The organism is Streptomyces sp. NBC_01481 (assembly GCF_026339995.1).
Classification (GTDB): Bacteria; Actinomycetota; Actinomycetes; order Streptomycetales; family Streptomycetaceae; genus Streptomyces.
This window is the reverse complement of record NZ_JAPEPT010000002.1, coordinates 125,309-137,832: the sequence shown is the minus strand read 5'-3', so window position 1 is coordinate 137,832 and position 12,524 is coordinate 125,309. Positions and strand designations below refer to the sequence as shown.

11 protein-coding genes and 1 pseudogene are annotated in these 12,524 nt (G+C 70.3%); 9 read left to right on the top strand and 3 right to left on the bottom strand.

The window, feature by feature from the left end:
- Positions 1-88: 88 nt before the first annotated feature.
- Positions 89-292, bottom strand: coding sequence for a cold-shock protein (locus OOK40_RS11055; RefSeq protein ID WP_003967102.1), 204 nt, complete (start codon positions 290-292; stop codon positions 89-91).
- A 283-nt stretch (positions 293-575) separates the two neighbouring features.
- On the opposite strand from OOK40_RS11055, the gene OOK40_RS11050 reads away from it, so the two are divergent.
- Entirely contained in the window at positions 576-1,451 is an 876-nt protein-coding gene (locus OOK40_RS11050) for a menaquinone biosynthetic enzyme MqnA/MqnD family protein (protein ID WP_266479391.1), read from the top strand.
- Between the two features lie 30 nt (positions 1,452-1,481).
- On the opposite strand, the gene OOK40_RS11045 is transcribed toward OOK40_RS11050, so the two are convergent.
- Positions 1,482-2,543 (bottom strand): esterase family protein, encoded by a 1,062-nt coding sequence (locus OOK40_RS11045; RefSeq protein ID WP_266479389.1) that lies wholly within the window; start codon positions 2,541-2,543, stop codon positions 1,482-1,484.
- Between the two features lie 373 nt (positions 2,544-2,916).
- On the opposite strand from OOK40_RS11045, the gene OOK40_RS11040 reads away from it, so the two are divergent.
- The 7 genes and pseudogenes from OOK40_RS11040 (at position 2,917) to OOK40_RS11015 (ending at position 10,572) form a co-directional block, all read left to right on the top strand.
- Complete coding sequence (locus tag OOK40_RS11040) at positions 2,917-4,500, top strand: serine/threonine-protein kinase (protein ID WP_266479386.1); 1,584 nt, start codon at positions 2,917-2,919, stop codon at positions 4,498-4,500.
- 92 nt (positions 4,501-4,592) lie between these two features.
- Complete coding sequence (mqnC, locus tag OOK40_RS11035) at positions 4,593-5,792, top strand: cyclic dehypoxanthinyl futalosine synthase (protein WP_266479384.1); 1,200 nt, start codon at positions 4,593-4,595, stop codon at positions 5,790-5,792.
- A gap of 25 nt (positions 5,793-5,817) precedes the next feature.
- Positions 5,818-6,324 (top strand): hypothetical protein, encoded by a 507-nt coding sequence (locus tag OOK40_RS11030; RefSeq protein WP_266479381.1) that lies wholly within the window; start codon positions 5,818-5,820, stop codon positions 6,322-6,324.
- A gap of 55 nt (positions 6,325-6,379) precedes the next feature.
- Positions 6,380-7,075 carry a demethylmenaquinone methyltransferase gene (locus OOK40_RS11025; RefSeq protein ID WP_266479378.1) on the top strand — a complete coding sequence of 232 codons (696 nt, stop codon included), beginning with the start codon at positions 6,380-6,382 and terminating at the stop codon, positions 7,073-7,075.
- Positions 7,076-7,082: 7 nt separating this feature from the next.
- Complete coding sequence (locus OOK40_RS11020; RefSeq protein ID WP_266479376.1) at positions 7,083-7,994, top strand: glutaminase; 912 nt, start codon at positions 7,083-7,085, stop codon at positions 7,992-7,994.
- Positions 7,995-8,136: 142 nt separating this feature from the next.
- Positions 8,137-8,205: pseudogene (locus OOK40_RS35425) on the top strand (zinc-ribbon domain-containing protein); the annotation flags it as partial.
- A 108-nt stretch (positions 8,206-8,313) separates the two neighbouring features.
- Positions 8,314-10,572, top strand: coding sequence for a hypothetical protein (locus OOK40_RS11015; protein ID WP_266479374.1), 2,259 nt, complete (start codon positions 8,314-8,316; stop codon positions 10,570-10,572).
- Here OOK40_RS11015 and OOK40_RS11010 read toward each other — a convergent pair.
- Positions 10,559-11,077: a GNAT family N-acetyltransferase gene (locus tag OOK40_RS11010; RefSeq protein ID WP_266479372.1), complete on the bottom strand. Its 519-nt coding sequence runs from the start codon at positions 11,075-11,077 to the stop codon at positions 10,559-10,561. The genes OOK40_RS11015 and OOK40_RS11010 overlap by 14 nt on opposite strands.
- Positions 11,078-11,175: 98 nt before the next feature.
- On the opposite strand from OOK40_RS11010, the gene OOK40_RS11005 reads away from it, so the two are divergent.
- A complete protein-coding gene (locus OOK40_RS11005; RefSeq protein ID WP_266479370.1) occupies positions 11,176-12,462 on the top strand; it encodes a geranylgeranyl reductase family protein in 1,287 nt (428 codons plus the stop codon).
- Positions 12,463-12,524 lie beyond the last annotated feature (62 nt).

The window sequence follows — 12,524 nt, the reverse complement described above, 5'->3', positions numbered from 1 at the left end:
CATCGAAATAAAGGCAGGAGCCCCGGTCCGTACGGAACGGGGCTCCTTGGTACTGCTAAGTCGTGCGCGATCGCCGACCCGTGGCTGACTAGGCCGGGGTGACGTTCTCCGCCTGCGGGCCCTTCGGGCCCTGAGTGACGTCGAAGTTCACGACCTGGTTCTCCTCGAGGGAGCGGAAACCAGACGCGTTGATCGCGGAGTAGTGGACGAAGACATCCGGGCCGCCGCCGTCCTGGGCGATGAAGCCGAAGCCCTTTTCAGCGTTGAACCACTTGACGGTTCCGGTAGCCATAAGCCCTCCTTGGGCCAAAGGGTTGCCCTGCTCCAGAACCTGCAAGAAGTCTGAAAACTACAAAAGCCTGCGGGTTACATGCTCCGCAGGCTCTGTACTGCAAGGGAAACCAAACTGCAACTTGCGTCGAGCCTAGCACGCAGCGTGTGCGCAGCGGTAGAGGGAAAGATCACGTCACCCGGACGTTTGAAAGGATCATGATCCGCTGACGAATTGCAGCTCGGGAGGGGCGCGCCCGGCCCCCGACGGGGCCGCCCGCGCGTCACAGGTCTAGCCTCGCGATGTGGACAGTCTTGGAGAAAGCACAGCAACCGACCACCGCCGCAGCCGGCCCCGCGTCGGCCACATCCAGTTCCTCAACTGTCTCCCCCTGTACTGGGGGCTGGCCCGTACCGGAACTCTCCTCGATCTCGAGCTGACGAAGGACACCCCGGAGAAGCTCAGCGAGCAGCTGGTGCGCGGCGAACTCGACATCGCGCCGATCACACTCGTCGAATTCCTGCGCAATGCCGATCAGCTCGTCGCATTCCCCGATCTCGCGGTCGGCTGCGACGGCCCGGTCATGTCCTGCGTGATCGTGTCCCAGGGCCCGCTGGACCGGCTGGACGGCGCGAGGGTCGCACTCGGGTCCACCTCGCGCACGTCGGTACGGCTGGCTCAACTGCTGCTGGCCGAGCAGTACAAGGTGGCGCCCGACTACTACACCTGCCCGCCCGATCTCGGCCTGATGATGCAGGAGGCGGAGGCGGCCGTACTGATCGGCGACGCCGCGCTGCGCGCCTCGCTCCACGACGCCCCCCGGCTCGGCCTTCAGGTCCACGACCTGGGGCTGATGTGGAAGGACTGGACCGGGCTGCCCTTCGTCTTCGCCGTGTGGGCGGCGCGCAAGGACTATCTGGCGCGCGAACCCCTGGTCGTACGGCAGGTGCACGAGGCCTTCCTCGCCTCGCGGGACGTCTCGCTGGAGGAGGTTTCCAAGGTCGCCGAGCAGGCCGCGCGCTGGGAGAGCTTCGACAAGGCGCTCCTGGAGCGGTACTTCAGGACGCTGGACTTCCGCTTCGGTGCCGAGCAGCTCGCGGGGGTACGGGAGTTCGCGCGCCGGACCGGGCCGACGACCGGGTTCCCGGCGGACGTACGCGTGGAGCTGCTCGGCCCCTGACCGCTGTTCGCCTCCTGGGAGGCTGCTCGGCTAGGACGCGGGTATGGGGGCCTGCATGTGCTCGCTGATCCACTGGATGGATCCGTCGCCCATGCCCTTCACGTACGTCTTGGCGTTGTGCTCGCCGTCCTGGATGACCTGCAGGCGGCTCTTGACCGGGCCCTTGCAGTAGTCACGGATGAAGCTCTTGAGGCTTTTGACCCCGCGCTCCTTGGTGCCTATCTGGAAGGCCAGATAGACGTCGTTGGCCTTGGTGTCGGGCTTGGCGGCCAGGGCCTTGGCGAGCTTCTCCGGGTTGTTGGCCTGCCGCTTGGACTCGTGGCCCGCCCACAGGGGTGAGTCCGGGACGGTGTCGGGGCCGGAGGCGATCACGGCCTTGAACTTGTCCGGGCGCTGGAGCACCGACTTCAGGCCGACGAACGCGCCGGACGAGGAGCCCATGAAGGCCCAGCCGTCCCGGGACTTGAAGGTACGGAAGTTGGCCTTCACGAAGTCGGGGACGTCCTCGGTCATCCAGGTGCCCATCTTCGGCTGCCCCGGTATGTCACTGCCGTCGTAGTAGTACTTCGCGTCCGGGTTGAGCACCGGCATGACCACGATGAAGGGCAGGCTCTTGCCCTCCTGCGACCACTTGCTGATGCTGCTCTGCAGCTTGAGGTCGGTGCCCATCCAGTAGTTCTTGGGGTAGCCGTTGCCGCCGGGCAGCGCGATCAGCACGGGGAAACCGCTGTTGGCGTACTTGGGGTCGAAGTACTCCTTGGGGGCCCAGACCCACACCTTGCCCTGGAAGCCGGACTTCTTGCCCTCCAGCGTGGTGACGCCGATCTTGGTGCCGTCGTCCAGGCTGTTCTGGGTGGTGAACGTGGCCTTCGGGCCGGTCGGCATCAGCGTCTTGGCGGCGGCCTCGTCGGCCGCCTTGTCGCCCGTGCCGCTGTCCTGGGCGCCGCCCGGCTGCCTGGGGGCTGCTGCGGTGGGGCCGTCGAAGGTGAGCGGCTCGCCCTCCTCCCACCAGCCCGCGCCGAGCGCGTACGAGCCGAGCGCGACAGAGCCGAGGACGACGGCGGCTATGAGGGCTTTGGGCAGGCGTTTCATGGACGGACTCCGAGGGATTCTGGCCGAGGCGTCGCGGCACAGGCGGCTTTCGGACAAGCGGTGTGATTTAGGGGGTGTCTTCTGGATCAGGCCGGATCAGCGAGCGGGGTCTGGTGCGTGCAGGTGCAAGGCGGAGGAAGGAGCCCACGCGGAGCGTCGGCGACTGACGACAACGCAGCAGATGTGCGTGCCAGGGCCCGCGAGCCCGGCAAGATCCGGAAGACACCCCCTACACGCAGGGAGATGGCGTCAGGCCCGGTTCGGTTGGCTGCCGGGCGGCGCGAATCCTCGTGATGCCCGACACGGCGCCCCCTACGCTGAGGAGTCACAGCAGGCAAGGGCCGTCAGGGCAAGGGCAATCGGGGGAGTACAGATGCAGCCGCTGGATCCGGGCGAGCCGCAGAGCATCGGGGCGTACCGGCTGCTCGGACGGCTGGGGGCGGGCGGAATGGGCCGCGTCTATCTCGGGCGCAGCGCCGGCGGCCGCACGGTCGCGGTGAAGGTGGTCCATCCGCACTTCGCGCTCGACGAGGAGTTCCGGGCGCGGTTCCGGCGTGAGGTGGAGGCGGCCCGCCGCGTCGGCGGCCAGTGGACGGCGCCGGTCCTCGACGCCGACCCGGAGGCGACCGTGCCCTGGGTGGCCACGGGTTACGTGGCCGGTCCCGCGCTGTCGCAGGCGATCACCGAGCACGGTCCGCTGCCCGCGCACGCGGTACGGGTGCTGGGCGCGGGGCTCGCCGAGGCGCTGGTGGCCGTACACGGCCTCGAACTGGTGCACCGGGACGTGAAGCCGTCCAATGTGCTGCTCACGCTCGACGGACCGCGGCTGATCGACTTCGGGATCGCCCGTGCCACGGACGGCACCGCCTCGCTCACCTCAACCGGGGTCTCGGTCGGCTCGCCGGGCTATATGTCGCCGGAGCAGATCCTCGGCAGGGGCGTCACCGGCGCGGCCGACGTGTTCTCGCTGGGCGCGGTGCTGGCGTACGCGGCAACGGGTGCTGCGCCCTTCCCGGGCGACTCGTCGGCCGCGCTGCTCTACAAAGTGGTGCACGAGGAGCCCGAACTGGGCTTCCTGGAAGGCGACTTGCGGGAGCTGGTCGCCGACTGCCTGGCCAAGGACCCGGCCGCGCGGCCCGCGCCCGCGCAGATCGCCTACAGGCTGGCCCCGGGCGGGGCGGCCTCGCTGGTCGGCGCGGGCTGGCTGCCCGGCCCGCTGGTGGAGCAGGTCAGCCGGTCGGCGGTGAGCCTGCTGAACCTGGAGCCGGCACCGGCGGACCCGCGTGCGTCGGGGCCGGTGGCGTTCAGCAGCCCGGCGATCGGGACCTTCGGGCCGCCGGTCGAACCGGTGACGCCGCCCGCTTCGGCGGTGGCTCCCCAGGACGCGCCGCCGCACACCCAGGGGAGCCCACTGGAGAGCCCGCCGCCCGCGCGCCCCCGCAGGAAGGTGAGCTGCACGGTGACGCTGACGGTGGCCGCGGCACTGGCCGCGGTCACGGTGGGCGGCGGATTCCTCTTCGACCTGTGGCCGGGCACGGGCACCGACAAGGCCAACGACTCGGCCGGCCACTCCCCGTCGGCGACCGAGAAGGTGAAGAAGGTGCCGAAGGCCTTCATCGGCACCTGGGAGGGCCCCTTCAAGGTCAGCTTCGCGGGCAGCGAACTGGAGGCCGGGACCTTCTCGGTCGCCATCCGCGCGGGGAGGACGGGCGCGAAGTTCGGCACGGTCAGCCAGTTCGACGCGCTGGGCAACCTCTCCTGCGAGGACAATCTCGTGCTGCGCGGCGTGACCCCCAAGGAGCTGGTCGCCGACGGCAGGTCGAGCGGAAAGCCGGGCACCAAGTGCACGCCCGGCACGCACACGGTCAAGCTGCGACTGGACGGAGCCCGCGTCCAGTACACCTCCAAGGAACCACGCGCGGGCGACCCGCGCGCCACGCTGGAGCGCAAGCATTGACCCGCCGACCGCGCCCGCGAGCGGGCGAGGCGGCTGGCGTAGGCTGGATCGGCCCGCTGATGCTCTGAAACACCGCCGAAAGGTGACGCCCGGTGACCGAGAAGGCCGACCTTCAGTCCGTGCTGGACCGTGCTGCCGAGGGCGGGCGGATCACGCCCGAAGAGGCGCTCGACCTCTACCGCTCCGCACCGCTGCACGCGCTCGGCGTGGCCGCCGACGCCGTACGCAAGCGGCGCTACGCCGGTACGGAGCACATCGCGACGTACATCATCGAGCGCAACATCAACTACACCAACGTGTGCGTCACCGCCTGCAAGTTCTGCGCCTTCTACGCCCCGCCCAAGGACACCGCCAAGGGCTGGACGCGCGACCTCGACGACATCCTGCGGCGCTGCGCCGAGACCGTCGAGCTCGGCGGCACCCAGATCATGTTCCAGGGCGGGCACCACCCGGACTTCGGCGTCGAGTACTACGAGACGCACTTCGCCGCGATCAAGAAGGAGTTCCCGCAGCTGGTCATCCACTCGCTGGGAGCCTCCGAGGTCGAGCACATGGCGCGGATCTCCGGCGTCCCGGTGGAGGAGGCCATCTCCCGTATCCACGCGGCCGGTCTCGACTCCTTCGCGGGCGCGGGCGCCGAACTGCTCCCCGAGCGCCCGCGCAAGGCGATCGCCCCGCTCAAGGAGAGCGGCGAGCGGTGGCTGGAGATCATGGAGATCGCGCACGGTCTGGGCGTCGAGTCGACGTCGACGATGCTCATGGGCACCGGCGAGACCAACGCCGAGCGGATCGAGCACCTGCGGATGATCCGCGACGTACAGGACCGGACGGGCGGCTTCCGGGCCTTCATCCCGTACACGTACCAGCCCGAGAACAACCACCTCAAGGGCCGGACCCAGGCGACGCTCTTCGAGTACCTGCGGATGATCGCGATCGCGCGGCTCTTCCTCGACAACGTCGCCCACATCCAGGGCTCGTGGCTGACCACCGGCAAGGAGGTCGGCCAGCTGTCGCTGCACTACGGCGCGGACGACCTGGGCTCGATCATGCTGGAGGAGAACGTGGTCTCCTCGGCGGGCGCCAAGCACCGCTCGAACCGGCTGGAGATCATCGACCTGATCCGCAAGGCGGGCCGGGTCCCGGCGCAGCGGACGACGACGTACGAGCACATCGTCGTCCACGACGACCCGGCGAACGACCCGGTCGACGAGCGGGTGGCCTCGCACATCTCGTCGACGGCGATCGAGGGCGGCACGGCGCACCCCGAGCTGAAGCTGCTCAGCGCCAACTGAGCGTGCTGTGCTGACACTTCACCGGGTGCCCGACTCGGACTCGCTCGTCGTTGAGGGCGCGTGGATCGCCGCGATCGGCCCGTACGAGGAGCTGTACGCCGCGTACGGGGAGCGGGCCCGGGTGCGCGAGTGGGACGGGGTCCTCGGCCCCGGACGCCACGAGCCGGACGCCGTCGCCCTGCTGGAGCACGCGTACTGGCCCGACCCGCGGGAGGCCGGTGAGCTGGGCACCGGGCCGCTCACCGGGGACGCACTGGCCGCGCTCGGAATGACGGACACCCGGTGGGGCGCGAGCGCCCGGCGCGGGGTCCAGCGGCTCCTGGCGTCCGGCACGACCACCCTGGCCGGGCCCGTCGCACGGCCCGCGGTGCGGCTCGCCGTCGAGCGCTCCGGCCTGAAGTACGCCGCCGGGCCGCGCGCCCTCACCCCCGGCGGGCCCGCCGACTTCGCCGTCTTCGCCGACGACGGCACCTGCCTGGTCACCGTCCTCGACGGGCGCCTGGTCCACCGCCGACGCCCACCGGGCGCCTGAGACAATGACGTCCACCACGTCACCCGCCCCACGACACGAGCGAGGCCGAACGCCAGTGACCCGCGCAACCCTGGACAAGCAGCCGCACGAAGTCGCCTCGATGTTCGACGACGTGGCGGCGAACTACGACCTCACCAACGACGTGCTCTCGCTCGGCCAGGACCGGCGGTGGCGCAAGGAGGTCGCCAAGGTGGTGGACGCCCGCCCGGCACAGAAGGTCCTGGACCTGGCCGCTGGCACCGGCACGTCCTCGCTCCCCTTCACCGCCACCGGCGCGTACGTGGTGCCCTGCGACTTCTCCCTCGGCATGCTGCGCGAGGGCAAGAAGCGCCACCCGTGGCTGCCGCTCACCGCGGGCGACGCGACGAGGCTGCCCTTCCGCGACGATGTCTTCGACGCCGTGACGATCTCCTTCGGGCTGCGCAACGTCCAGGACACGGACGCGGCGCTGCGCGAGCTGTACCGGGTCACCAAGCCGGGCGGGCGGGTCGTGATCTGCGAGTTCTCGCAGCCGACCTGGGCGCCCTTCCGTACGGTCTACACCGAATACCTGATGCGGGCGCTCCCGCCGGTGGCGCGCGCGGTCTCCTCCAACCCCGACGCGTACGTCTATCTCGCCGAGTCCATCCGGGCCTGGCCCGACCAGGCCGGTCTCGCGAAACTGCTTCAGGGGGCGGGCTGGTCCCAGGTCGCCTGGCGCAATCTGAGCGGCGGGATCGTGGCTCTGCACCGCGGCACCAAGCCCCGCTGAGCCACCCATGGACTACCAGGCGGTCCTCGAACGGATCGCGCAGGACATCGCCCCCCAGGTCGGCAGCGGCACCCCCGCCGAGTACATCCCGGCGCTCGCCGCCGTCGACCCGCACCGCTTCGGCATGGCCATCGCCGACGTGGACGGCACGGTGTACGGGGTGGGGGACTGGCAGCAGCCCTTCTCCACGCAGTCGATCACCAAGGTCTTCACGCTCGCCCTGGCACTCGCCGAGGGCGGCGACAGCCTCTGGGAGCGCGTCGGGCGTGAGCCGTCCGGCAACCCCTTCAACTCGCTGGTGCAGCTGGAGTACGAGAACGGGATCCCGCGCAATCCGTTCATCAACGCGGGCGCGCTCGTCGTCACCGACCGGCTGCTGACCCTGACCGGCGACGCGAGCAGCGAAGTCCTGGAATTCCTGCGGCAGGAGAGCGGGAACGCGGAGCTGGCCTTCGATCCGGACGTCGCCGAGTCGGAGTCCGCGTTCGGCGACCGCAATGCCGCGCTGGCCCACTTCATGGCCTCGTACGGCAATATCGCCAACCCCGTCCCCACCCTCCTCGACCACTATTTCTGGCAGTGCTCGATCGAGATGAGCTGCGCCGACCTGACTCGTGCGGCGCTCTTTCTGGCCCGGCACGGGCTGCGCGCCGACGACTCGCGGCTGCTGACCCGAAGCGAGGCCAAGCAGGTCAACGCGGTGATGATGACCTGCGGTACGTACGACGCGGCTGGCGAGTTCGCCTACCGGGTAGGGCTGCCGGGCAAGAGCGGCGTGGGCGGCGGGATCGTGGCGGTCGTGCCGGGGCGCTGCACGCTGGGCGTCTGGAGCCCGGGGCTCGACGCACGGGGCAACTCGGTGGCGGGAGTTGCGGCGCTGGACCGCTTCACGACGCTGACGGGGCTTTCCGTTTTCTGACGCACGCTGGGTGAAGGAGCCGTTCCGGAGGGCGAGTTGACGGGAACCGGCGGCCGGGGAAGATGTGTCCGTTGTCTACGACGTTTGTTTACGACGTTCTTATCTCCCCGCCCGTCCCCGTGTCTCACCTCGGAGTCTCCCCATGGCGTCGTTCTGCCCGCACTGCGGCAACCCATCCCCGGATGAGGCTCGCTTCTGCATGACATGCGGGCGCGAGCGGCTGCCCGTTGCCGCGGTGGCGCCGCCCGCGCCACCGCCGCCCGCCTACGGTCCTGGTTCCGTCCCGGGTTCCGTCCCTGGTCCCGTTCAGCCCTCTCCCGTGGGGGCGTTCTTCGGGCGGGTGTTCCGCGGTGACTGGCTGTCCTCGGCGAAGGCCGCGGCCTGGCCCGCCGGGCTGCTGCTGGTGATGGCGGTGGCGCTCGCCATCCCCTCGTACGGCCAGGACGACGAGGTCGTCGTCGGCTGGAGCGACCGGCTGCGGATCGCGCTGGCGATGCTGCTGCAGGGCTTCGGCGGCGGCTTCGAGGTGAAGGCGAGCGGTGGTTCCTCGCCCTTCGGCTCGGACTCCGGCTCAGGCTCAGGCTCCGGCTCAGGCTCAGGCTCCGGCTCCGGTTCCTCGGGCGGGATCTTCGGCGACTCGGGCACGGACGCGATGGGCGCAGCATCCCTCTCCCTCGTGCCGCTGACGGTGACCCTGCTGTGGATCGGCGCGCTCTACCTGGGTGCGCGGATGCTGCGTACGCGCGGCGCCGGACTGGAAGCCGCCGTACGGCTCTCGCTGCTGGTCACCGGACTGGTGCTGGTCCTCGGGCTGTTCGCGCAGCCCGAGATCCAGGGGGTGGAGATCTCCTCGTCCCCGCTGCTCGCGGCGCTCGGCGCGCTGGCGATCTCGCTCGCGGTGACCTGCGGGGTGCTGCAGCGCGACGACCTCGCGGCCTGGCTGGCGCAGCGGCCCGGGGCCCGGTCGGCGGTGCGCGCCTTCGGGACCGCGGTGCGCGCGCTGGGCGCTGTCGTGGCGCTCTGCTCGCTGGTGGGCTTCGTCGCGTACGCCACCACGGACGACGTGGACGGCACGGCCCTGCTGATCGCTCTGCCGATTCTGCCCAACATCGGCTTCGCGGTACTGGGGCTGAGCTGGGGCGCGCCGGTGAAGTTCGACGTCCAGGGGCAGTTCAGCATGGTCGGCTCCAGCGCGGAGAGCGGCAGCTTCGGGCTGTCCGAGATCGGCGACGTATGGGGCAACGGTGCGGTCGCGGGGGCGCTGAGCCTCGGTGTCGTCTGCGCGCTCACCCTCGGTGTCTGGGCGGCGCGCCGCTCGGCGGACCGCCGCGAGCAACTGCTGGCCGCGGGCTTCTCGTTGGGGCTCGTCCTGTTGTTCACGGGCGTCAGCGGGGTCTCGGCGAAGCTCGCGGGCGGTCTGGCGGACTGGGGCGGCCGGGGCACGTCGGAGTTCGCGCCGAGCGTTCCGGACGCGCTGCTGTTCGGTCTGCTGTGGGTCGGGGCGGCGACGTTCCTGGGCCCGTATGTGCTGCGGCTGGTGGGGCAGCAGGCACTGGTCCCGCCGGCTCCGACCGCGCCGCCGATGCCTCCGGTGTACGGCCCGGGGGCGGGGTATGCGGCTCCGGCTGAATCGGCGCTCCCCGGCGCCCCGCCGGTCTACCCGGACGCGCCCCCGAACCCCGACGTACCGGATCACCCCGCCACCGTCGCGGCAGCGCCGTCCGCTCCGTACGCCGTCGAACCCCACACCATGCACCTCGGCGCCGCACCGGGGCCTGTGGCGCCCGTGGCGCCTGTCGTGCCTGTCGTGCCTGTCGTGCCTGGCGCGCCCGCCGTGCCCGGCGCGGACCCCGCGGCCGAGCGGAAGCGGAAAGTCCTCATCTGGACCGCCACCCTCACCGCCGCGTTCGTGATCGGCGGCGGCGCGACCGCCGGAGCCCTGCTCCTGAAGAAGAACAACGACGACTCCGGCCAGGCACAGAACAAGCCGCCTGCCGCCTCGCAGTCACCCACCCCGCAACAGGACCAGCAGGACCAGCAGAACCAGCAGCCCTCCCCGTCCGCGACCCCGTCCACCAGCCCCTCCCAGTCCCCGTCCCCGTCCGCCTCGCAGGGCAGCGCAACCCTCCCCACGGGCTTCGTGCTCAAGCAGGACCCCGCCGGCTTCTCCGTCGGCGTGATGGACGGCTGGAAGCGCCGGCAGGCGGGCAGCCAGATCTACTACGAGGCCCCGACGGGTGGCGCGTACCTCCAGATCGGCATCGTCAAGAACACGCCGACGACCTCGTACGAGAACTTCCTCGGCCTGGAGAGGAAGCACCTGGAGACCCCGGAAACGAACTACCGGCGCGGCCAGTTGATCCAGAACACCTATCAGGGACGGCCGGGCGCGCTCTGGGAGTTCACCCACATCCCCGAGCCCGACGAGAGCAGCCTTCGGCGCCACATCATCGACCAGGCCTTCGTCGCCGCCGACGGCACGGAGTACGCGATCCTCGCGGCCGGCCGCGCCGATCTGTGGGACGCGAGCACGGACGTGGTCTTCTCGACCGCGACGAGCACGTTCACGGTGAACTGAGCTCCAGCCGGAAGCAGTACCCCTTCTGCTCGGACACCGGCGTGGTGAAGGTCTCCGCAAGCTCCATCCCGAGCCGCCGGATCACCGCGATCGAGCGCTCGTTGCGGGCGTTCACCATCGCCACCACCCGCTCGACGCCGGCCGCCCGTACCCGCTCCAGCGTGGTGCGGGCGGCGGCCGTCGCGTACCCCTTGCCCCACGCGTCGCGCGCCAGCCGCCAGCCGATCTCGATCTCGCCCACCGGACCGAAGGTCTCGTGCGGCCACGGCTGCGCCCCGGTGAAGCCGATGACCCTGCCCTCCTCGTCGAGCATGGTCCAGAAGCAGAAGCCGCGCTCGGCGTCGTGTCTGCGCTGCCGGGCGGTCAACTCCTCGTAGAGCGACAGCTCCGCCGATTTTCCGCCGTGGAATTCCATGACCTCGGGGTCGTCGAAGATCCGGTGCCAGGCCACGGCGTCCTCGTCGGTGGGCACACGCAGCTGTACGGCGGGGAGCGGCCTGCTCATAGGGGGTGCCCTTCAGTTTGTGGATCAGTACGCCCCCATAGACTGCACATGTCCTGTGCCATTCGGTACGCACTATCGAGTCTTCGGGAGAACCCGCCGTGACCGAGCCCCTCTCCGAACACACCGCCGATGTGATCGTCGTCGGGGCAGGCCCGGCCGGCTCCACGACCGCGTACTACCTGGCCAAGGCCGGACTGGACGTCCTGCTCCTGGAGAAGACCGCCTTCCCGCGCGAGAAGGTGTGCGGCGACGGCCTGACCCCGCGCGCCACCAAGCAGCTGGTCGCCATGGGCATCGACATCTCCGAGGAAGCCGGCTGGCTGCGCAACAAGGGCCTGCGGATCATCGGCGGCGGCGTGCGGCTGCAGCTCGACTGGCCGGATCTCGCCTCCTACCCGGACTACGGACTTGTCCGTAAGCGCGACGACTTCGACGAGCAGCTGGCCCGGCAGGCGCAGAAGGCGGGCGCGCGGCTGTACGAGCGGTGCAATGTCGGCGCCCCGATCATCGACGACCGTACGGGCCGTATCACCGGCGTAAACGGAAAGCTGGGTGAGGAGAAGACCCCGGTCACCTTCCACGCCCCGCTCGTGGTCGCCGCCGACGGCAACTCCTCGCGGATCTCCCTCGCCATGGGGCTGCACCGGCGCGAGGACCGCCCGATGGGCGTGGCCGTGCGGACGTACTTCACCTCGCCCCGTCACGACGACGACTACCTGGAGTCCTGGCTGGAGCTGTGGGACCGCCGCGGCCCGGGCGAGGACCGGCTGCTGCCCGGTTACGGCTGGATCTTCGGCATGGGCGACGGCACCTCCAACGTCGGCCTCGGCGTGCTCAACACCTCCGCCTCCTTCAAGGAGCTGGACTGGCGCGAGGTGCTGAAGGCCTGGTGCGCCTCGATGCCGGAGGACTGGGGGTACACCGAGGAGAACATGACGATGCCGATCCGCGGCGCCGCGCTCCCGATGGCCTTCAACCGCCAGCCGCACTACACGCGCGGTCTCCTGCTGGTGGGCGACGCGGGCGGCCTGGTCAACCCGTTCAACGGCGAGGGCATCGCGTACGCCATGGAGTCCGGGCAGCTCGTCGCCGACGTGATCGTTCAGGCGCACGCCCGGCAGACCCCGGCACAGCGCGAGCTGGCGCTGCACCGCTACCCCAAGGTCCTCAAGGACACCTACGGCGGTTATTACACCCTGGGCCGCGGGTTCGTGAAGCTCATCGGCAACCCGAAGGTCATGAAGATCGCGACGCAGCGCGGACTGAGCCACCCGCTGCTGATGAAGTTCACGTTGAAGATGCTGGCCAACCTCACCGACCCGACGGGCGGCGACGCGATGGACCGGATCATCAACGGCCTCTCGAAGGTGGCCCCGAAGGCCTGAGCGGTCCGGCACGGCGAAGGGCCGCGGCTCCACCCCCGAGCGGGGGAGCCGCGGCCCTTTGT